The sequence below is a fragment of the Nocardiopsis dassonvillei subsp. dassonvillei DSM 43111 genome (genome assembly GCF_000092985.1).
In the GTDB taxonomy this organism is placed as follows: domain Bacteria; phylum Actinomycetota; class Actinomycetes; order Streptosporangiales; family Streptosporangiaceae; genus Nocardiopsis; species Nocardiopsis dassonvillei.
In genome coordinates this window covers 620,146-639,401 of the sequence record NC_014211.1, presented here as the reverse complement: position 1 = coordinate 639,401, position 19,256 = coordinate 620,146, and the positions used below count along the sequence as shown (strand labels likewise).

Annotated in this window: 20 protein-coding genes; 9 read left to right on the top strand and 11 right to left on the bottom strand. The window is 69.7% G+C overall.

Annotation, left to right across the window (positions count from 1 at the left end; translation table 11 throughout):
- Nucleotides 1–14 precede the first annotated feature (14 nt).
- The 7 genes from NDAS_RS27000 to NDAS_RS26970 form a co-directional block, all read right to left on the bottom strand.
- Nucleotides 15–1,184 carry a methyltransferase domain-containing protein gene (locus tag NDAS_RS27000; RefSeq protein ID WP_013156439.1) on the bottom strand — a complete coding sequence of 390 codons (1,170 nt, stop codon included), beginning with the start codon at nt 1,182–1,184 and terminating at the stop codon, nt 15–17.
- A 48-nt stretch (nt 1,185–1,232) separates the two neighbouring features.
- On the bottom strand, nt 1,233–1,412 hold the full coding sequence (locus tag NDAS_RS26995; protein WP_013156438.1) for a DUF397 domain-containing protein: 180 nt from the start codon (nt 1,410–1,412) through the stop codon (nt 1,233–1,235).
- A 283-nt stretch (nt 1,413–1,695) separates the two neighbouring features.
- Nucleotides 1,696–2,874: an ATP-grasp peptide maturase system methyltransferase gene (gene tgmC / locus NDAS_RS26990; protein ID WP_013156437.1), complete on the bottom strand. Its 1,179-nt coding sequence runs from the start codon at nt 2,872–2,874 to the stop codon at nt 1,696–1,698.
- Nucleotides 2,871–3,848: an ATP-grasp ribosomal peptide maturase gene (gene tgmB, locus NDAS_RS26985; RefSeq protein WP_013156436.1), complete on the bottom strand. Its 978-nt coding sequence runs from the start codon at nt 3,846–3,848 to the stop codon at nt 2,871–2,873. The genes tgmC and tgmB overlap by 4 nt, the downstream gene beginning before the upstream one ends.
- On the bottom strand, nt 3,848–4,201 hold the full coding sequence (gene tgmA, locus NDAS_RS26980) for a putative ATP-grasp-modified RiPP (RefSeq protein ID WP_013156435.1): 354 nt from the start codon (nt 4,199–4,201) through the stop codon (nt 3,848–3,850). The genes tgmB and tgmA overlap by 1 nt, the downstream gene beginning before the upstream one ends.
- Before the next feature lie 175 nt (nt 4,202–4,376).
- Nucleotides 4,377–4,592: a hypothetical protein gene (locus tag NDAS_RS26975; protein WP_013156434.1), complete on the bottom strand. Its 216-nt coding sequence runs from the start codon at nt 4,590–4,592 to the stop codon at nt 4,377–4,379.
- A 52-nt stretch (nt 4,593–4,644) separates the two neighbouring features.
- Nucleotides 4,645–5,181 carry an ATP-binding protein gene (locus NDAS_RS26970; RefSeq protein ID WP_013156433.1) on the bottom strand — a complete coding sequence of 179 codons (537 nt, stop codon included), beginning with the start codon at nt 5,179–5,181 and terminating at the stop codon, nt 4,645–4,647.
- 193 nt (nt 5,182–5,374) lie between these two features.
- On the opposite strand from NDAS_RS26970, the gene NDAS_RS26965 reads away from it, so the two are divergent.
- Both NDAS_RS26965 and NDAS_RS26960 read left to right on the top strand, forming a co-directional pair.
- Nucleotides 5,375–6,187: a helix-turn-helix domain-containing protein gene (locus NDAS_RS26965; protein ID WP_013156432.1), complete on the top strand. Its 813-nt coding sequence runs from the start codon at nt 5,375–5,377 to the stop codon at nt 6,185–6,187.
- A 44-nt stretch (nt 6,188–6,231) separates the two neighbouring features.
- On the top strand, nt 6,232–6,429 hold the full coding sequence (locus NDAS_RS26960) for a DUF397 domain-containing protein (protein WP_019609231.1): 198 nt from the start codon (nt 6,232–6,234) through the stop codon (nt 6,427–6,429).
- A gap of 46 nt (nt 6,430–6,475) precedes the next feature.
- Here the strand turns inward: NDAS_RS26960 and NDAS_RS26955 are convergent, their stop codons facing one another.
- Entirely contained in the window at nt 6,476–7,378 is a 903-nt protein-coding gene (locus NDAS_RS26955) for a 1-aminocyclopropane-1-carboxylate deaminase/D-cysteine desulfhydrase (RefSeq protein ID WP_232051617.1), read from the bottom strand.
- 425 nt (nt 7,379–7,803) lie between these two features.
- Here NDAS_RS26955 and NDAS_RS28305 point away from each other — a divergent pair, with 425 nt between their 5' ends.
- The 3 genes from NDAS_RS28305 to NDAS_RS26940 all read left to right on the top strand — a co-directional run bounded on the left by NDAS_RS28305 (nt 7,804) and on the right by NDAS_RS26940 (nt 11,120).
- On the top strand, nt 7,804–8,565 hold the full coding sequence (locus tag NDAS_RS28305; protein ID WP_013156429.1) for a hypothetical protein: 762 nt from the start codon (nt 7,804–7,806) through the stop codon (nt 8,563–8,565).
- On the top strand, nt 8,562–9,065 hold the full coding sequence (locus NDAS_RS26945; RefSeq protein ID WP_013156428.1) for an ATP-binding protein: 504 nt from the start codon (nt 8,562–8,564) through the stop codon (nt 9,063–9,065). The genes NDAS_RS28305 and NDAS_RS26945 overlap by 4 nt, the downstream gene beginning before the upstream one ends.
- A 237-nt stretch (nt 9,066–9,302) precedes the next feature.
- Nucleotides 9,303–11,120, top strand: coding sequence for an acyl-CoA dehydrogenase (locus tag NDAS_RS26940; RefSeq protein ID WP_013156427.1), 1,818 nt, complete (start codon nt 9,303–9,305; stop codon nt 11,118–11,120).
- A 115-nt stretch (nt 11,121–11,235) separates the two neighbouring features.
- Here the strand turns inward: NDAS_RS26940 and vapB are convergent, their stop codons facing one another.
- Nucleotides 11,236–11,457, bottom strand: coding sequence for a type II toxin-antitoxin system VapB family antitoxin (gene vapB, locus NDAS_RS26935; RefSeq protein WP_013156426.1), 222 nt, complete (start codon nt 11,455–11,457; stop codon nt 11,236–11,238).
- A gap of 275 nt (nt 11,458–11,732) precedes the next feature.
- Here vapB and NDAS_RS26930 point away from each other — a divergent pair, with 275 nt between their 5' ends.
- Nucleotides 11,733–12,566, top strand: a complete 834-nt coding sequence (locus tag NDAS_RS26930) for an SDR family oxidoreductase (protein WP_013156425.1) — start codon at nt 11,733–11,735, stop codon at nt 12,564–12,566.
- Nucleotides 12,567–12,767: 201 nt separating this feature from the next.
- On the opposite strand, the gene NDAS_RS26925 is transcribed toward NDAS_RS26930, so the two are convergent.
- Nucleotides 12,768–13,220 carry a TIGR03668 family PPOX class F420-dependent oxidoreductase gene (locus NDAS_RS26925; RefSeq protein ID WP_013156424.1) on the bottom strand — a complete coding sequence of 151 codons (453 nt, stop codon included), beginning with the start codon at nt 13,218–13,220 and terminating at the stop codon, nt 12,768–12,770.
- Between the two features lie 395 nt (nt 13,221–13,615).
- Here NDAS_RS26925 and NDAS_RS28425 point away from each other — a divergent pair, with 395 nt between their 5' ends.
- Nucleotides 13,616–14,842, top strand: a complete 1,227-nt coding sequence (locus tag NDAS_RS28425) for an antitoxin YezG family protein (RefSeq protein WP_013156423.1) — start codon at nt 13,616–13,618, stop codon at nt 14,840–14,842.
- A gap of 375 nt (nt 14,843–15,217) precedes the next feature.
- Here NDAS_RS28425 and NDAS_RS26915 read toward each other — a convergent pair whose 3' ends face one another.
- The gene (locus NDAS_RS26915; protein ID WP_041553459.1) at nt 15,218–16,504 is read right to left on the bottom strand and encodes an MFS transporter; all 1,287 of its coding nucleotides are present in this window, start codon (nt 16,502–16,504) and stop codon (nt 15,218–15,220) included.
- A gap of 569 nt (nt 16,505–17,073) precedes the next feature.
- Between NDAS_RS26915 and NDAS_RS26910 the strand changes: the two genes are divergently transcribed.
- Both NDAS_RS26910 and NDAS_RS26905 read left to right on the top strand, forming a co-directional pair.
- Nucleotides 17,074–17,451 (top strand): hypothetical protein, encoded by a 378-nt coding sequence (locus tag NDAS_RS26910; RefSeq protein ID WP_013156421.1) that lies wholly within the window; start codon nt 17,074–17,076, stop codon nt 17,449–17,451.
- Between the two features lie 615 nt (nt 17,452–18,066).
- Complete coding sequence (locus NDAS_RS26905) at nt 18,067–19,206, top strand: WD40 repeat domain-containing protein (protein ID WP_013156420.1); 1,140 nt, start codon at nt 18,067–18,069, stop codon at nt 19,204–19,206.
- The last annotated feature ends 50 nt before the right edge of the window (nt 19,207–19,256 follow it).

Below are 19,256 nucleotides of genomic sequence, written 5' to 3'. Positions count from 1 at the left end.
GTGAACAGCTCGGGTCATGTCTGACCGTTCTCCGCTTGTCCGGCGGCGATCTGCCCCACGGGGAGGACGTTGCCGGGGTCGTCCAACCACACGCGTTGGCCCTCGCAGGTCACGGTCACGCCGAACCGGGAGTGCTCCGGGCGGCCCGCCTCCCGCCACCAGGCGTAGGCCCCGGCCAGCTCGTCGAAGAGGCAGCGCGGGCCGTGCTGGCGGACCCCGAACTCACGAGTGCCGGACCGGACCCGCCACGAGGCCCACGAACCCGAACCCGGGTCCATCAGGTACACCGTGTAGTCCGGGTTGCCCGGCACGTCGTCGTCGAAGACCAGCAGGTCCTTCATGCCGGGAACCCGCAGACCGATCGCGAAGCTCGCGTCGAAGTCGCCGACCGGCTCGTACGGGTGCAGGTCCGTGGTGGTCTCGGTGTACTCGTGGTCGGGACGGACGCGCTCATCGAGCGTGCCGTGCGGTGTGCGCTGGCCACGCACCCACATGAAGCCTGCGTTCCCGCCGAACCTCCCGGACGCCGTTCCGTCCGCGCCGACCTGGAGGCGGAGCAGCGTGCCGTTGTGGAAGCTCGTCCCCCACGGGGTCACGATCCGCCCGCCGGGCACCGTCTGCTCCACCCACGGGTAAGGAACCCTCTGGACGGCGGCGGTCGCCAGTACCCGGTCGTAGGGGGCGTCGGGCGGACAACCCTTCTCACCGTCCCCGAGGACCACATGGACACCGTGGCCCTCCAGGTTCTCCTCAGCCCGCGCGGCCACGGCCGGGTCGATCTCCACCGACGTCACGTTCCCCGCGCCGGCCCTGTCAGCGAGCAGCGCGGCGTTCCACCCGGTTCCGGTGCCGATCTCCAACACCCGCTGACCGGCGGCGAGGTCGGTGGCCTCCAGCATCAGGGCCACGATGCTCGGCATGGACGCCGACGAGGACCGCTGCCCGCGCCCGGTCGGGTCTCCATCGTCGATCTGGGTGATGACGGGCCGGTCGGCGTAGCAGGCACGCAACCACGCGTCCGAGTCATCGGCCCTATCGAGGACGGTCAGGTCATCCCCGTCCTCGATCCAGATCCGGTCGGGGATGAAGCGGTGGCGGGGAACCCGCTCGAAGGTGTCCCGCCAGGCCGGAGAGAGGGCGATCTCCTCGACGAGGCGGGACCGGAGGTCTTCGGGGTTGGTCATTTGTCGTCGCGCTCGTGCTTTCCTCCGCCGTTGTGGGCGATCGAGGGTTCAGCCGCCCTTGATGTCCTGGAGGAGGTTCGCCCACTCAGCGGGAGAGAACGTGAGGTGCCCAAGGTGCGGATTCTGTGAATCGCGCACGTCCGCGCCGCTGGCATGCTCCCTCGCCTCCACGCAGTTATGCCCGTTGGCGCTGTAAGTGGACTTGTGCCACTCGGAGGGGATGCTCATGTGGGGGTCTCCAGTGTTTCCTGTGAGAGCGCGACCGGCAGGGCGCTGCGAGCGCGCCAGTACTCAGCGTAGCCGTATCGGGGCTCCGCCGTTGTGGGCGACCGGTCCGCTGAGGGTCCCGGCCACCCACTCCGTGGTGCAGTGCGGCATGAGGCAACACGGCCAGGCCCAGGGCCGCGACCGCGTGGTGCCACGCCTGGTGGAGGTCAGGCGTTGTCTCGGGAGAGGAGGAGGTCACTGATGTCCTTGAGGCGGGCCCCTTCCAGAACAGGGAGGTCGTTGCCTACGGGAGCGGCAGCGGCCAGCGCTGGTCGCTCTCCGCCGAACCGAACCACACGTGCTGGTCCCCCGGCGTGACGGTGACGCCGTAGGCGCTCCAGCCCGGCTGGCCGTTGGCGACCCACCACCGGTGCGCTTCCTCCACCCGCGTCCACAGACGGCGCGGTCCGCCCTGGACCACGGGGTAGCGACCCTCGTCCGCGTCCATGTCGATCTCGGCCCAGGCCCCGTCGGCGCCCTCCATGAAGAGGAAGTCCGCCCCGGTATCGGCCGTCCTGACCACGGTGTCGGCGTCCGTCGTGGCCAGTTGCGCGAGGAACGCCATGGCCGGTTCCCCGCGAACGAGCGCCGGGTTCAGAGTGGTCGTGCTCCGTTCCCCCGCGTCATCCACGCTGACGCGTTGGCGGGGAACGCTGCTCCGCGCGGGCATGAACCCGGCCCACTGCGGAAGGAAGCGCCCCTGCGCCGTGTGGTCGTCGCGCACCCGGAGCCCGAGCATGGCGCCTCCGGTGCCTCCCGCGATGTTGACGAGGATGCTCCCGCCCGGTGCCGCCTGGGTGATCCACTCCGGCGGAACGTGGGTGAAGGCCGTGGTGCTGACGATCCGGTCGTACGGAGCGCGGTCGGGGAAGCCCTTGTGCCCGTCGTACTCGGCCACGACGGGTGTGTATCCCAGGGCGGAGAGGCGTCGGGCGGCGTCGGAGACCAGGCGCGGTGAGATGTCGATGCTCGTGACCCGGTCCGAACCCAGCACCTCGCACAGGATCGCCGCGTTGTACCCGGAACCGACTCCTACCTCCAGAACGCGGGGGTCGCCGCCCAGGTCGAGTTGGTGGAGCATCCGCGCCATGAGGCTGGGCATCGTGGAGGAGCTGGTCCACCGGCCGGTACCGCGTCCCCCGGGCAGGGCGTCGGTCACCGGTTCTCCGGCGATCTCGATGGTCAGCGTCTCGTCGGCGTAGACGTGGCAGGCCCATTCCTCACGCTGGTCGGGGTCCTCAGCGGACAGGAGCCTGTAACGCGCACCCTGCGGGGTTTCCTCGTGCAGGGCGAAGGCCGGGACGAACACGCCCCGGTCCACGCGTCGGAACGCCTCGGTGAGGCGGTCGTCAGGCACCAGCGCGCCCTCCTCGACCAGGCGGGCCACCAGTGCGGACGAGGGTTCGTGAACAACTCCGGTCACATCTGTCCCTTCTCCAGTAGTTCGGCGATGCTCTGCCCGATGGGCAGACCACAGCGGTCCGCGAGCCATCCCCACTCGCCGTTGGGGTTGACCTCCAGCAGGGTCCACCCGCCGTCGGGTGAGACCACGAAGTCGGCGGCGCCGCAGACGAGTCCGAAGGCGCGCATGTAGCGCTCCAGGCCGGAGCGGACGTCGTCGGGGATGCCGACGACCTCGTACCGGTGGGCGTCGTAGTCACTGCGCCAGTCGATGTGCGCGGCCTGGGACCGGGCGTGGATGGCCACGGCGAACATCGTCCGGCCCACGACGGTCAGACGGACCTCGAACGCCTTGTCCACCCATTCCTGGAAGCAGTGGGCGGTCAGGCCCACGGCAGGGTCGCGGAGTTCCTCCACGGCGGCGACGGCGCTGGCGTAGACGATCCGGGTACGGCCCTGTTCGACGTGCAGCGCGCCGCCGACCGGCTTGTACACGACGGGGCCGGGGATACCGGCGGCCCAATCCGCGGCGTGGTCGGGCACGTTCGTGATGATCGTGCGCGGTACCTTCAGCCCGGCCCTGGCCGCCGCCGCCAGCTGGACGGGCTTGTACTCAGCCGCGCTCATGCGTGACGGCTGGTTGATCCAGAGGCAGTCCAGCGCCAGGAGGACACCACCGAAACCCATGCGGGCCTCGCGGTAGGCCCAGCGCTGGTCGGGGCCGGACATGCCCTCGGCCAACGTGAACTGGGAGGGGCGCCGATAGTAGACCCCCCGTACCGATCCCAGGTCCACGCCGCGGAAGGCGTCGTGCACCGCTCCTTCCCAGTTCCCGTCGAAGGCGGCCTCCACCGTCATGGAGGCGGGGAAGTCGCCGGGGTCCATGCGCACGACGGGCACGCCGCGTTCGGACAGGTGATGGATCACGGGGTCGGCGGTGGCGTCCTCGATGTGGGTGAGGACGAGCACCGCCTTCCGTGCTGCGGAGGAGGCCATCAGTCGGTGGTGGTTTCCTCGGTGCTCGGCCGCGCGCTGTCGGGCTCGCCCGTGGTCTCCTTGGTGCCGCTGGAGCGCTTGCCCACGGCCGGTGCTCCGGTGAGGCGGTCGATGCCCCGCTGGGTCACGGGGTCGTAGACGTAGCGGTCCACCGCTGCGGCCACCTCAGGGCGCGGCTTCGGAGTGACCGCGCGCCGTAGCCCCCAGGGCCGGACCCCGGTCGGAGGCTCGTCGCTGGCTTCGAAGACGGCCGTCGAGGGGTCCAGGGGGAAGGCATCACCGAGGCGGGCGATCTGCGCGCGGGACTCGCCGTCGGGCGACTCCAGCAGTGTCGAGAGGTTCGCGGAGGACATAGGGAGTTCCTTCCTTCTTCGGATACCCCGCACCAGGTCAGCGCGGGGTCCCACCAGTTCCACTCGGACGGTGCCCGCGGAACCGGGGAGCTTTCGCCGTGCCGCTGAGTCCGTGCCCGGGATCTCGGCCGGGGCGGCAGACCGTCGCGGACGCGCGGACCGGCTCGTGGCGGCGCTACGGGATAGGGGCGGATTCATCCGGCTGGTTCAGGAGCGCGGCGATGTGTTCCTTGGGGTAGCGGCGGGCTCCGCCCGGGGTGCGGAAGGGCCGGAGGACGCGGTCCCAGTCGCCTCGGTGGAGGCTGCGGGGGCGGATGTTGAACAGTTGGGCGACTTCGCCAGGGGTGAAGACGTCGGGGCGGCCGTCGAGAAGGTAGCTGTAGTCGGGCATGAGGCGCTTTCCGTGTTCGGCGGGCGGGCGTGGCGCGAGGCAGTGCCGTTCCTCAGACCTTGGTGCTGGGAGCCCCGGCCCACTGCTCCCCAGAGCGGTCGATGAGGGCGCGCACCGTCAGGGATTCGCCCGCGTTTCCGGTCCAGTCCCAGGACACCGACAGCTCGTCCAGCATCAGCAGCCCGTTGCCGGTGGCCTCCAGCGGTTCCGTGGGCTTTCGCGGACGCGGAAAGCGGATGGGCTGGTCCGGCCGGGGTCCGTCGTCGGTGACCGTCAGGGTGTAGGTGTGGGGCTTGCGGTGCAGCGTGACCCGGACGGTGCCGCCTGGGTCGCCGGACCGGCTGTGCTGCTGCGCGTTGGTGACCAGCAGGCTCACGGCCAGCACCAGCGGAAAGGCCGCACGGCGCGGGGAGCGGGCGTTGCGGTAGGCCCAGTCCCGGGCGATCCCGACGTGGCGGGGATCGCTGCCCAGGACGATGCCGCAGCGGTCGGAGTCCTCGAACCGCATCCGCCAGGGCGGTTGGAGCGTCGGCGTTCGGCGGCCGGTAACGCCTTCCGGGGTGGACTGACGAGGGATAGCCTGGTTCATGTTCGTACCTGTTGTCGTGAGAAGCACGGGTTCCGGACCAGGTCCCGGGGTTGTCAGTACAGCCGCCGGGACTTTTCTTCGGCCGTCGTCACAGTCTCACCAGAAGGCCTCTTCAGCTACCAACCTCTGGGATATCCGAAATTTCTCGGTGAATCTCGTTGGCGGCTGATAGCAGGCTGATAGAAAGCAATACATGGCGAACGAGGTCGATCCGAAGGCTCAGAGGTTCGGTGCCGAGGTACGTCGGATCCGCGAGCAGGCAGGGTTTTCACAGACCAGACTGGCAAGCCTGATCCCGGCATCCCAGGCGACGGTCAGTGATATCGAACTGGGCAAGACGCCCACCAAAAAGGTCACCGCACAACGAATCGGTCAGGCGCTCAACAGCGAGGAACGGCTAGTCTCCGTGTGGGAGGACCAGTACGAGGGGTACAAGCCTCCGGACTGGTACAAGGAGCTGCCACTCGTGGAGCAGCGGGCCACGCAGATCCAGCAGTACCACCCGTTGCTCGTCCCAGGTCTTCTTCAAACCCGTGATTACATGCGAGCCACGATCAGGGCCCCCAAGAAGACAGCACAGCAAGAAGCCATAGACGCGAAGGTTGAAGAAAGGAGCGAGCGCCAAAATTTCCTGAAGCGCGAAAACCCACCCTTCTACTCGGTCGTCTTGGATGAAACCGTGCTGCATCGACGCATTGGAAGCCCTGACACGATGCGAGGTCAGCTCGAATACCTGCTGGAGGCCTCGGCCCAGAGCCGCATGGAAATTCTGGTCATCCCCGCAGACACCTGGGACCACCCGGGTTTGGACAACGGGGTAATATTGCTGAAAGTTCCGAATTCCGGAACGCTCCTCTACCTGGAGACAGGACCCATCGGAGGAGTGATATCTGATACCAGAATGGTCGATGAGTACATCTCTCTGATGAGTGACCTGCGGGGACTGGCTCTGCCTCCCAATCAGACACGGTCGTTGATCAAGAAAGTGCTAGGAGAAATCGAGTGACCCCTGAAGGAACACGGCACGAACCCACGTACACCACTGGCGACGTGGATCAGGCGAAGTTCTGTCCGACCGCACCCTCATGGCACAAGAGCAGCTACAGCATCGCCGACACCAACTGTGTCGAGGTCGCCGAGGGCGTCACCACGGCGTTGCGAGACACGCAGAACCGCGAACTGGGGCACCTGTCGTTCGCGGCCACCGAGTGGACCGCGCTCGTGGACTCGCTCAAGAGCCTCGGCTAGCCGCCGGAGGCCACAGGGCGGCACTCCTCACGTAGTGCCGCCCTTTTCAGGTCGCCGCCCGACCTCCCCCGTTCTGGTCATCCGCGCCCTCGGGCGGGCCGGTGATGAGCGCGACCACCGTGCCTCCCCGGCGGAACCTTCCTCGCGCCGCCAGGTCGTAGACCCCGGCGAGCATCTTGGCCACGTAGCTCCGTTCCAGCAGCACCCCGTGGCGCGCGTGGAACTCCCGGATGAAGGCGGCCAGCTCGGGCGGGTACTTGGCGAACCCCCCGAAGTGGTAGCCGGTCTCGATCGACCAGTTGCCGGTCACCGCACCCGCGTCCTCCTGGAACCGGCGCACCTCCTCTTTGAGGAAGCCACCGCCCTTCAGCACCGAGAAACCGATGGCCTCCCGTCCGGCGGACAACCTCGCCGCCAGGCCAGCGAGGGTCCCGCCCGTACCGCACGCGCAGCAGAGGGCGTCGAAGTCCGCGTCGATCTCGTCAGCGATCGTGGCGCAGCCGCGCACGGCCAGGGCATTGCTCCCGCCCTCGGGCAGCAGGTAGAAGTCACCGAACCGCTCGCGCAACCCGTCGATGACCTCCGACATGTGCTTGGCCCGATAGGTGGTCCGGTCCAGGTACTCCAGCCGCATCCCCTGTTCCGTGGCATAGGCGAGCGACCAGTTGAGCGGCCGGTGCCCCTCGCCTCGGATGACGCCGATGGTCGAGAACCCGCACGCCCTTCCGGCCGCGGCCACCGCGCGGATGTGGTTGGAGTAGGCGCCGCCGAAGGTCAGCAGCGTGGAACGGCCCTGTTCGTGCGCCGCCTGAAGGTTGAGGTGGAGCTTGCGCCACTTGTTTCCCGGCACCTCGGCGCTGATGAGGTCATCGCGCTTGAGCAGCAGCCGGACCCCGTGCTCGCGCAGGAACTCGTCGTTGACCTCCTCCAACGGTGAAGGCAACCGCACGTCCGCGTGACCACAGCCCCTGAGCCCCATACGGGTCAGGCTAGTGCGGCGGCCGAAAGGCCGACCGGGTCGGGCGTCAAGCCGCGACGGCCGGGAAACGGCATCCCACGAGACGATGCCTTTGCCGTGCGCCCATGCAGTGTCGGGCATTCTCAACAAATGTCACCAATAACGACATTCAGGGCCATTTTCACAGAACTCCAGGACAGCCAGGAAAGCGTTGTTCATGCCCACTGAACTGCGGAGATGCCGTCAAGCCGAAATTACCCTGGAGTAGTTCGCAGAAAAGTTCGCTTCCACTCCACCCCTGCCCTTAATCTGGCACCGGACACACAAATCCATCCACACAATGACCCCGCGACGGTTACTCACCGTCCGGGGCCGTGGCCAGCAACTTCGAACCTTTTAGAGCAAGGATTGCCAGCATGCGCCAGTTTAGCGCTGCGGCCCTGATCCGTGCCCTCGGCACGGTCAAGGCCCTCTTCGCGCCCCCTCGCGGACGCCACTCCACCGGCGGCCGACGCCGCCGCTCCACCCGGGTCCGCCGCTACGTCCCGGTTCCCGACCAGGTCCGCGCTCCGGTCGAGGCCACCACGCCTCCCGCACGAACCGACCGGGCTCCCGAACGCCCCGAGCGACCCGGGCACCCCGAGCGCCCCGCCGCTCCCGGCTCCGTTCCCGCCGCCGCTCCCGCTCCAGCCACCGCCCCCTGTCTGGCCCCGCCGAGCGTGCGCTTCCCCGCCGAGGACATCGCCCTGGTCCGCCCCTACTACGCGGCCCGAGAACAGGCCCGCGCAGAGGCTCGCGCGGGAACCCGCGAGCCCGGAGCCGCGCGGGCCCGGCGCGAGATCACCATCCGCCTCGACCAGCGGCCCGGCACGAACACCCCGTTCTCCGGCGACCTCCTGGCGACCGACTCTGGCCCGGTCCCGGCCCGGGTCCCCGCTGCGGCCTCGACCAAGGCTCCCGTCCCGGTCCTCGCGCAGGCCTTCGGACCCGGACCGGCCCCGGTACCCGCCCCTCGCCCTCCGTCCCCAGCGTGCGAGGACTCCGAGGACTGGCGCGCGTTCACCCGGCTCGCCCGCGTCTGGCTCGACCAACAGCAGCAACGAGCCGAGCGGACGCAGCGAGCACAGCAGTCACATCAGCCCCGCACGGAGCACCACCGACAGGCGGTCCCGGCATGATCTTCCTGAGCACCCCCAAGGTTCCGCGCCCCCTCGTCCGCTGGGAGCACCGCGTCTACCCGGGAGCGCTGGACCAGCTCGCGCGGGTCCGCGCCGACCTCGCGGCCGACCTGGCCGGTTTCGACGGCGACCTCGTCGAGACCGTGCGGCTGTGCGCCAGCGAGCTGTTCGCGAACTCCGTCAAGTACACGGATTCGGGAAGGGAGGACGGCGAGGTCGTCCGCGCGCTGTCGATGCCCAACGCGCGAACGCTCCGCTTCTCGGTGAGCGACTGCGGCGGAGGCGGCGCGATCCCGGCCGTCCCGCAGGAGCGGACGGAGGACGAGTGGAGCTGGGCCGAGGGCCAGCGCGGGCTGCTGCTCGTGCAGAACCTGTCCACAGCCTGGGGACACTTCCGCCTCACCCCCTGGGCCGACCTGGGCACCCACGTGTGGGCCACGTTCGCCGTCCCCCCGGGCGGCGCTCCGCCCGCCACGCGCCCCTACGTCCTCATCGGCTGAGGCCGGACTCCGAACGGGCGGGGAGGCCCCGGCCAGCGCCTCCCCGCCCCGTGCGAGCCCCCGAACAGCCCGTTCAGCGCGCCTCACGAAAACCCGCCCCTCCTTTTGGTATCCCCTGGGACACAACTCCCTCCCTCCCACTGGCGCAGGTCGCTACTCGGTAGTAACATTGACTTGTTACTAGTCGGTAGATCCGCGTGTACAGACACCGCGGCCAGGGACACAGCGGAGCTGTCCATGACGCATTACAAGAGCAACCTGCGCGACATCGAGTTCAACCTCTTCGAGGTCTTCAAGCGCCAGGACGTCCTGGGGCAGGCCCCCTTCGAGGAGCTGGACGAGGAGACCGCCCGCACGATCCTGGACGAGGTCAACCGCCTCGCCACGGGCGTCATCGCGGAGTCCTTCGAGGACGCGGACCGCAACCCCCCGGTCTTCGACCCCAAGACGAACACCGTCGCGCTCCCCGAGAGCCTGAAGAAGTCCTACAAGGCCTACATGGACGCCGGCTGGTACAACCTCGACCTCCCCCAGGAGCTGGGCGGCCTGGGCGCCCCCCGCTCCCTGGTCTGGTCCGCCGCCGAACTGATCCTCGGCTCCAACCCCGCCGTGCACATGTACTCGGCCGGTCCCGGCTTCGCGAGCATCCTCCACTCCGAGGGCAACGAGGAGCAGAAGCGGTTCGCCGAGCTGGCCATCGAGCGCGGCTGGGGCGCCACCATGGTCCTCACCGAGCCGGACGCCGGTTCGGACGTCGGCGCGGGCCGCACCAAGGCCGTGGACCAGGGCGACGGCACCTGGCACATCGAGGGCGTGAAGCGCTTCATCACCTCGGCCGAGCAGGACATGACCGAGAACATCTTCCACCTGGTGCTCGCGCGTCCCGAGGGTGCCGGCCCCGGCACCAAGGGCCTCTCGCTCTTCCTGGTCCCCAAGTACCTCATCAACGAGGACGGCTCGCCCGGCGAGCGCAACGGCGCCTACGTCACCAACGTCGAGCACAAGATGGGGCTCAAGGCCTCCACCACCTGTGAGCTGACCTTCGGCGACAAGCACCCCGCCATCGGCTACCTCGTGGGCGACAAGCACGACGGCATCCGCCAGATGTTCCTCGTCATCGAGTACGCGCGCATGATGGTCGGCACGAAGGCGATCGCCACCCTGTCCACCGGCTACCTCAACGCCCTGGAGTACGCCAAGGAGCGCGTGCAGGGCAACGACCTGGCCGCGGGCAAGGACTCCCCCAAGGTGACCATCACCCACCACCCGGACGTGCGCCGCAGCCTCATGACGCAGAAGTCCTACGTGGAGGCCATGCGCGCCCTGGTGCTCTACACCGCCACCCAGCAGGACGCGATCCAGATCGCGCACCGCACGGGCCAGGACGCCACGGAGCTGGAGGCCATGAACGACCTCCTGCTGCCGATCGTCAAGGGCGTGGGCTCCGAGCGCTCCTACGCGCTGCTCGCCGAGTCCCTCCAGACCCTGGGCGGCTCCGGGTTCCTCCAGGAGTACCCGATCGAGCAGTACATCCGGGACGCCAAGATCGACACCCTCTACGAGGGCACCACCGCGATCCAGGCCCAGGACTTCTTCTTCCGCAAGATCGTGAAGAACGGCGGCCAGGCCCTGGGCAAGCTGGCCGGGGAGATCAAGGCCTTCGCGCAGAGCGACGCGGGCAACGGCCAGCTCAAGCAGGAGCGCGCGCTGCTCCTGGAGGCGGCCGAGAACGTCGAGAAGATCGTCGAGCTCATGGTCGGCCACGCGATGGGCTCCGCCGAGGACGCGCGCGAGCTGTACAAGGTGGGCCTGAACTCCACCCGCCTGCTCATGGCCTTCGGTGACGTCGTCCTGTCCTGGCTGCTGCTGCGCCAGGCCGAGGTGGCCCTCAACAGCATCGACGGCGCCAGCGACGAGGACAAGGACTTCTACACCGGCAAGATCGCCGCCGCGCGCTTCTTCGCCGAGCAGTTCCTGCCGCGCATCGCCGCCGAGCGCCGCATCGCCGAGGGCGTGACGGTGGACCTGATGGACGTCCCCGAGTCCGCCTTCTAACCACGTCGGACCCAGCGGGAGGGCGGGGCGGCCACCGGGCCGCCCCGCCCTCCGGCGGATGCCTAGGTCAGACCGTTCTCAGCCGCTCCACCGGTTGCCCCGTGATCTCCGCGACTCATTCCCACGCCCGTTTCATGACCGCCGGATCGGCGAGGTCGGAGAAGGCTTCGGAGAAGCGCGCCAGACCGTCCACGGTCACCGCACCGCCGGAGGGGTGCGCTGTCCGCTCCAACAGGCGTCTCAGGTACTCGCCACGCGACAGTCCCTGCCTCCTGGCGTCCGCGTCGATGACTTCCAGGACGCCTTCCGGCACGTTCCGGATCAGCACGTCGGCCATGGGACCACCTCCAAGCGGTATCCGAGGATCATCCCGAAGTTCCGTCGCTGAAGGAGCGTGACGGTGGACAAGCGGGACGCCCCGCGCCACGGTCCCGTGCGCGGGACGCGCCGGTCGCGGCTCACCGGCTCCGGTCCCACACGCCCGGAACACGCCCGCTCGGGCAGCTCCGCCGCACGTCCGCGCCACTCGTCCCACGTGTACGGGGGGTGGCGCTGGGTAGCCGCTCACCCGAGCGCGTGCGCCGCCGGGAGGCGCACGGAAGGGGGCAGAGCATGGCACGCGACGACCGCGTCGAGGGAGCAGGGGAGTTCGACGACTACGACCGCGTGGCGGTGGTGACGGGCGCGGACAGCGGAATCGGCCGGGCGACGGCGATCCGCCTCGCGCAGCAGGGCTTCGACGTCGGCGTCACCTTCCACAGCGACGCGGAGGGCGTGCACCGCACGGAGGCCGAGATCCGCGAGACCGGACGCCGGGTGTCCGTCCGCCAGCACGACCTCTCCGACCCCGTGCGGGGCTCGGAGGCCGTCGCCGAGCTGATCGAGGACCTCGGCGGCATCGGCGTCCTGGTCAACAACGCGGGCACCGGCTCCGGGGAGCACCTGCTGGAGACCAGCTACGAGCGCTGGCGCGAGGTCCTGTCCGTGGACCTGGACGCGCCCTTCCTGTGCTCGAAGATCGCGGCCGCGCACATGCGCGACGCCGGTCGCGGCGGCCGCATCGTCAACATCACCAGCGTGCACGAGGAGTTCCCGCGGGTGACCGCGGGCGCCTACTGCACCGCCAAGGGCGGCCTGAAGCTGCTCACCCGCGTCCTGGCCCTGGAACTGGGCCTGTACGGCATCACCGTGAACGCGGTGGCGCCGGGCGAGATCGCCACGCCCATGACCGGGCAGCACGAGGAGGAGCCCGCGCTGGACTCGCGCGCCGGGTACCCGCTGCCCCGGCCGGGCCACGCCTACGAGGTGGCGGAGGCCGTGGCCTTCCTCGCCAAGCCGGAGGCGTCCTACGTCACCGGCGCCTCGCTGTTCGTGGACGGCGGACTCTCCCTGATGGGCCCGCAGGCCGGTGGCGCGCTCCAGGACGCCACCTGGCGCGCGGGCTGACCCCGCCCGCACCCGGATCCGCCGCCGCGGTCCGCTGGGAGGCTCCGGCCCGCCCCGGCGCCACCCAGAGGACCGTGCGCGGCGGTCCCCCCATTCAGGTGGCGGTTCCGCCCCCGACGCTACCGTCGGCGGCCGACGGTGACGCCGGAAGAGGGACCGCCGTCGAACGCACGCTCCCCGCGCCGTCAGTGTTTCGCGTCGTCAGTGTTCCGGCGTGCCGGGCTCCGCGTCGGGTTCCTCCGCGACCGACCACCCGGACCAGTGGCGGACCTCCACCAGGATGATCGCCTCCTCGGGCGGCGTGTCCCGGTACTGGGGATAGCGCTCAACCAGCCTGTCGCGGGCCTCGGTCCAGGCCGGGCCGTCGTGCAGGACCAGCGCCTCACCGTCCGCGCGGACCCACCACAGCCGGTCCCAGTCGTCGGAGTACTCGTCCGCGAGCAGCGACACCCGGGGGTTGCCCTCGATGTCGAGCAGCCGCCTGAGCCGGTACGTGGTCTTGGGCTTGTGGTCCACGGGGATCGCGATCGTGTCGCCGTAGGCCGCGAACACCACGGGCACCAGATGGGGCTGCCCGTGCTCTCCCACCGTGGCCAGCCTGGCGACGCGGCTCCGCGCGAACATCTCCCTGGACCGTTCCGGACTCCACCTCATGACAGAGAAAATCCCACGCGGCCCGGGACGGCACAAGGGGCGCGCACGCCCCTTTTTCTCCCCTTGCCCCCGCACGCACGCGCGCGAGCAGGACCAGACCACCCTGGAGCGTCCACCGGTAGGTGTCGGATGCGGATTGGCCGAAACCCTTTCGCGCGGGCGGTTTCCTTTCGTCCGAGGGCGGTGAAACCATCAACGCGGTTGGAACATCACATACCTGTGTCCGCGTCCGGGAGCGGACGACCGATGAGAGGGCACAGAGGCGCCGCCGGAGGAGCCACCATGAAGTTCGAACTGGTCGAACCCCCCTGACTCGGAGGAACCGCCGCAGACCGCTCACGACGAGCAGGAGCCACCCCCTGGCGGCCGCCCCGACCCTTGCGAAAGGGATTCCGATGAGCACCACCACCGCGGTCAGCGACCTCGCCGCCCGCATCCACGCGATCGACTGGGACGGCGACGTGGAACACACGCGGTCGCGGGTCGCGCTGATGCGCGAGTACCTGCGCCGCTCGGCCGTGTGGACACGTGCCCTGGGTACCAGGGGATGGCCGTTCTACGACATCGCGGAATTCGCGGCGCCGGGCGTGCGCGCCGCGGACGAGGTGGTCGAAGGTGTGCTGGAGAGCCCGGTGGTCATCGATCAGTACCCGACGGTGGGCAGGAGCTGCGTGTGGGCGCTGCACCTGGCAGCAGCCCGCGATGCCGGAGTGCCCCTGCCGGACCTGCCCGATCCCTTCGAACCGCTGATCCGCATGTACGAGCGCGGCGGCGGCTTCTCCCTGTCGACCACCGGCACGATCGACATCGACACGGCGGGCCTGTACCGGGGCAGGCTCCCCGACCACCTCGGGGGCGAGCCCAGGGCTCCCGAGACCGAGGCCGGGCTCGACGCCCTCGACGGCGTCGGCGGCTGCCCCCCGGTGCCGTACGCCCGGCGCACGGCACCGCCAACGAACCCCCTCCCTCCTTTCACTCCCGGATTTCGACCGAAAAGGATTCCAGGAGAGGCAGGGAAACCTCAACAGTCATGCGGAGCGGCACGGCAGGAACCGCCCCGAGGAAACGAATGGAACAGGAGCCCTACCTTCGGAAACCCCGGTGGACTGGATACTCAACGGGGTGGAACAGACGACTCCGGATTACGGCAACCGTCCCACGCGGAACCCGGGGAAGGAGCGGAAGGAAGTTCGATGGATCTTGCCGAGCAGCAGGAGCTGGTGCGCGACATGGCACTTGAACTGGTCGAGGCCGCTCCGGACGGCTGGACCTCGATGAACTACCGGTATGACTACATCGGGGGCGGCGCGGCGAGCGAGAACCTCGTGACCTTCGAGAACGGAGAGACGGAGAGGAAGCGCCATCCGCGCTCCGTCGACAAGAAGGCCAAGTTCCTCAAGAGTGAGATGTACCAGGAGGGCAAGGGGACCTGGCTCGGCATGTCGATCTCGGTGACCAGGCCCGGGAAGTTCAACGCGCAATTCCACTACGACAAGGAGCTGGGGGTCCACCCGATCCCCCCGTCTCCGGACAGCTACGTCTTCGAACTGGGGAAGTTCCCCCGGAACGACGACGCGCTCTCCGACTGGCTCAGGGAGCGGATCGACCAGGCGCGGGGCTGAGCACCTGCCCAGAGGCCGGACGAGCCCCGTCCGGTCCGGGTCATGCCTGGAACCGTCCGCGTCACGCAGCCCCGGCAACGGACCGTCTTCGACGCGGAGGCCGTCGGCGTAGGCGACGTGGAGATCATGGGAGGCCGAGCACAGCGTCGGCGTCGAGGGTCGGGGTGATGTCCCCGCACGGACCGCGCTGCGCCGTGAAGCCCAGTTCGATGCCGGGCCAGCGTGGGCCGCGGAGGGGTTGCGGGCAGGGATGTGTCGGCGCATCGTGGTACCCGATGCCGTGATCCGGAACGACTGGCTGATCGGCGCCCCGGTCAAGCGGTCATCGAACGCTTGCGACCACTGACCAGGGCACGCGACAACCCCGTCAACGATCTAGGCCCGCGGGCGGCGGAGGACGAAGTAGTACAGCGCCGCGGTCGCGCACACCGTGGCGACGGCCATCGGCACGAACGCCAGCTGGTAGGCCTCGGGGCCCTCCGGCAGCGTCTGGAGCAGCGCGCCCGCCGCCACCGTGCACACCACGGCGGTCGTGAACCCGCTCATGTTCACCAGGCCGGAGGCGACGCCGGTCCGGCTCGCGGGGATCCCGTCGCGCGCGAAGTCGAAGGAGACCGTCGGCGCCAGGGTCTGCCCGATCGCGCTCGCCGCGAGCACCGTCAGCCCCAGGGCCACCGGGACTCCCCCGGGCCACGCCACCATCAGCAGCCAGCCCAGGCTCAGCGTCGTGCTCAGGATGAGCCCCAGCCACCGGCGCACGCCGGGGCTGCGCCCGATCACGACGCCCGCGAGCGGAGCCATCCACAGCCCGCCCGCGGCCAGGGCGGTGAGGGTGAGGGCGGCGGTGTCCTCGGACAGCCCCAGGCCGCCCACGAGGAACGGGTAACCCCACAACACCATCATCATCGTGAACGGGGCCATGACGGCCGCGTGGTGGGCCATGCCGATCTGCGGGCCTCGCGAACGCAGCGCCTCCTTGAGCGCGGCCCACACCGAGATCGGGTCGGCGACCGTGGAACGGCCCGCCGCACCGGCCGGGCGGTCGCGCACGACCACCAGCATCAGCAGGGCCATCAGCGCGGTCAGGACCGTGGTGGCCAGGAAGGCGGCCACCCAGCCGAAGCCCTCCAGGGCCCAGGCCATCGGCGCGGCGCTGGCCACCTGCCCCGTTCCGCCGACCACGCCGGTGAGCCCGCTGACGAGGGCGTAGCGCGAACGCGGGAACCACAGGGCCGCCAGGCGGATGACGTTGAGGAAGACCAGGGCGTCGCCGAGACCGATGAGGAACCGCCCGGCCACCGCCACCTCGATGCCGGGGGCGAGCGCGAACAGGCACGCGCCGACCGTCATCGCCGCCATGCCCATGACGAGCGTGTAGCGGGGCCCGAGCCGGTCGGCCAGCAACCCGGTGGGCACCTGGAGGACCACGTACACCAGGAGTTGCAGCATCGGCAGAAGGGACAGCAGAGCCGGTCCGACGTCGAAGCGGGCCTGGGCCTCCAGGGCGGCCACACCCAGACCGTTGCGGTGCAGCATCGCCAGGAAGTACCCGCCCACGGCGACGCCCCACACGAGCCAGGCCCTGGCGCCGCCAGCGGGTTCGGAGGCCACGACGCCCTCCCGTGCAGTAGTCCGGTCACCGGATGTCTCGGTCTGTGTCACTGGGCGACTTCTCTCCGTTTCGTACGACCGTTCCAGTGTCCTCCACATACGGGACCAGCCCTTACACCGGGGTGAAAGCGTGGGCAAAACCGACGGGAACACCGGCATGTCGGGAGGAGGCGTGGACGGCAAAGCCGGGGTTTGACCGGGTCAAGGGCCCGCAACCTGCACTAAGTCGCGGAGAGTCACGACAAACACGCCAAGAGTCGCCACAACGAGTGACACTGGCGACATCTCCCACACAAACGGACAGGCTTTTCGGGAGGCTCAAAAAACGGTCTGGTGTTCGGAATACATGCCCTGAGCTGGTAGTTCTTGATTTGGTGAAGTCGAGACACATTCGTTAAATGTGATATTGGTCACTTGTAGAAGCCTCGACTACAAGGGGTCAGTTGCTGCTAGCATCCGGAGCGCAAAGAATAACTACGAGGTAACGACACCGTTCACGCCTCACCAACTTTGTGGAGGGAACCCGCCAAGGCCACCTGAGGCGGAGCACCTCGATCCGCGGCGACGTGGCCGCACAAGCGAACACGGCACCGCGGCAACCTAGACCACTGGAGACGACCTTGAGTCACTGGCGCCTGAACAACCCCCGGGCCTCCCGGGCGAAATCGGCCCTCGCCAGGCGAATCAAGCACAAGCCCCGCCACGCCTTCTGCGCCCAGCGCGCGATCACGGCACTCCTGGGCGAGCTCGCCTCCGTGACCCCCCGCCAGTTCTACTGGTCGGGCAGCTCCGAGCTGGCCGTCGTCTCGGTCCAGCGGGACGTCAACGTCTGGTGTCGCGACGGCCGCTTCTTCTGGAACGACCTGTTCCACGGCGGCCCGGTCTCGCACCCCGCGAGCGACCCCGTCGGCGCCGCCGAGCTCCTCAACCCCTTCGCGCAGGGGCCCGAGCCGGTCTACGGCCACGGCAGCGTCATCAAACACACGGTCGCGGCCTGAGGCCGCACGGCCGGATCCGAGGCCCCCGGCCAGCGCAGCCCCGCTGAGGCCCCGGCTGCCGCCCGCGGAGCCCGCTCCGCACACGTACCCGCCCGCGCACTCCCCTGTCCGGCGCACGGCCTCGTACGGGCGCTGAACGCGCCCGGCACGCCTGTCGGCGTCCCCATGCCCCGCGCGCGGACCCCGTCGCCCCGCGCGGCGCCGTTCTCCCGTGGAGACGACCCTCTTCCCGCACACGCCCCTCGGCCACCTGTCCGGCGCGCGTGCGGACGATCCCTTGCCCCTTCGCCTACCCGCGCAGGAGGGTTCGACACGCCCCGGTTCGGCGTAAAGCCGAAATCCCCTGGCACACGGGCGTTCCCGCGTCCCGTTTCCAAAGGCCCCGGCGGACCTTTCGCCCGCCGCGCGTCCCTGCGGCCTTCCTCCGGCCGAGAGATCTTCGGACCTAAGGCACCAAAAACTGACAGACAGGCACATAACCTGTCCGAACCCTCCAGAACCATTCCCCACCAGCGGTCTTCTGGGGTTACGGTGGCTGCTGACAACCACACACGCACCGGCCCGGAACCGTCGGGCCGTCCTCGCTCACCCCCGTAACACCCCCCCAGAGGACCCATGCGCCCCCTCCACCCCGAAGAACCCTCACGGCTCGGGGAACGCCGCCGCCGCTCCCTGCTGCGCGCGGCAGCGCTGGCCGGTGTGGTGGTGCTCCTGGTGAGCGTGGGGCTGTACTCCTTCACCGCCCCCTCCTGGGACCCCCAGGCGGCCGAGGGCGCCGCCGACTGCTCCGCGACCGGATCGGCCGTCTCCGACAGCCTCGCGCCGACCGGGACCCCGATGGCCTCCTTCCCCGAGGACGTGCCGCTCGCGCTGTCCTTCTCGCCCGACGGCTCCGTCCTGGCCGTCTCCCAGATCGACACGGTGACCCTGTGGGACTGGCGGGAGTCGCGCGCCATCGCCCGCATCGACCACGACTCCTCCGCCGTGCCGCCGACCCCGGCGGCGTTCAGCCCCGACGGGTGCCTGCTCGCCTACGGAACCCTCGACGGCGCCACCGTCGTCGATCTGGAGACCGGCAGGAGGCGGGACGTCGGCGAGGAGAGGGCCGTGCGGTCGATCGCCTTCAGCCCCGACGGCTCCTCACTCGCGCTGGGCGTGCGCGGCGACCCCGACGGACGGCACCTGCACCTGCACGACACCCGCACCTGGGAGCTGGAGGCGCGGCTGTCCGGCTCGGGCGTACTGGGCTCGATCAGGTACTCGCTCGACGGCAGCGTGGTGGCGGGCGGCGAGGAGGGCGGCGGGATCGCCGTGTGGGACACCGGGAGCCTCTCGCTGCGGGGCCTGATCCGTGAGCGCGCCGGTGTCGGCGCGGCCTCGTTCGACCTCGTCCCGGACGGCTCGGCCGTGCTGCTCATCCGCTCCGGCTCCGTGTTCCTCGTCGTGCCCGGAACCGGAGCGATCGTCCGCGAGTTCGTTCCCGGCTCGGACGAGGGCATCCTGGTGGACGTCGCGTACAGCGCCGCGAGCGGCCGTGTGTTCGCCGCCCGCCTGGACCCCTCCACCGGCCGCGGCGACATGGTCGCGTGGCGGTACGCCTCGGCGACCGAGGTCGCGCTGGGCCCGGACCTGCCCCGGGTGTTCCCCATGGCCCTGTCCCAGGACGGGTCCCGGGTGGCGGGCCTGCGCACGGGGACCGGCGACGTCGCCGTCTACGACACCGAACTGAGCCTGATCAACGTGCTCACGCCCTGAGCCGGGCCGCGTGAGCGGTGTTCGCGGACCCCGAGCGCGGGGCCACCGAC

Excerpts from the sequence above, each read along its gene's own strand:
- NDAS_RS27000 (WP_013156439.1), bottom strand. The coding sequence starts at position 1,184 with ATGACCAACCCCGAAGACCTCCGGTCCCGCCTCGTCGAGGAGATCGCC.
- NDAS_RS26995 (WP_013156438.1), bottom strand. The coding sequence starts at position 1,412 with ATGAGCATCCCCTCCGAGTGGCACAAGTCCACTTACAGCGCCAACGGG.
- tgmB (WP_013156436.1), bottom strand. The coding sequence starts at position 3,848 with ATGGCCTCCTCCGCAGCACGGAAGGCGGTGCTCGTCCTCACCCACATC.
- tgmA (WP_013156435.1), bottom strand. The coding sequence starts at position 4,201 with ATGTCCTCCGCGAACCTCTCGACACTGCTGGAGTCGCCCGACGGCGAG.
- NDAS_RS26975 (WP_013156434.1), bottom strand. The coding sequence starts at position 4,592 with ATGCCCGACTACAGCTACCTTCTCGACGGCCGCCCCGACGTCTTCACC.
- NDAS_RS26970 (WP_013156433.1), bottom strand. The coding sequence starts at position 5,181 with ATGAACCAGGCTATCCCTCGTCAGTCCACCCCGGAAGGCGTTACCGGC.
- NDAS_RS26965 (WP_013156432.1), top strand. The coding sequence starts at position 5,375 with ATGGCGAACGAGGTCGATCCGAAGGCTCAGAGGTTCGGTGCCGAGGTA.
- NDAS_RS28305 (WP_013156429.1), top strand. The coding sequence starts at position 7,804 with ATGCGCCAGTTTAGCGCTGCGGCCCTGATCCGTGCCCTCGGCACGGTC.
- NDAS_RS26945 (WP_013156428.1), top strand. The coding sequence starts at position 8,562 with ATGATCTTCCTGAGCACCCCCAAGGTTCCGCGCCCCCTCGTCCGCTGG.
- NDAS_RS26940 (WP_013156427.1), top strand. The coding sequence starts at position 9,303 with ATGACGCATTACAAGAGCAACCTGCGCGACATCGAGTTCAACCTCTTC.
- vapB (WP_013156426.1), bottom strand. The coding sequence starts at position 11,457 with ATGGCCGACGTGCTGATCCGGAACGTGCCGGAAGGCGTCCTGGAAGTC.
- NDAS_RS26930 (WP_013156425.1), top strand. The coding sequence starts at position 11,733 with ATGGCACGCGACGACCGCGTCGAGGGAGCAGGGGAGTTCGACGACTAC.
- NDAS_RS26925 (WP_013156424.1), bottom strand. The coding sequence starts at position 13,220 with ATGAGGTGGAGTCCGGAACGGTCCAGGGAGATGTTCGCGCGGAGCCGC.
- NDAS_RS28425 (WP_013156423.1), top strand. The coding sequence starts at position 13,616 with ATGAGCACCACCACCGCGGTCAGCGACCTCGCCGCCCGCATCCACGCG.
- NDAS_RS26905 (WP_013156420.1), top strand. The coding sequence starts at position 18,067 with ATGCGCCCCCTCCACCCCGAAGAACCCTCACGGCTCGGGGAACGCCGC.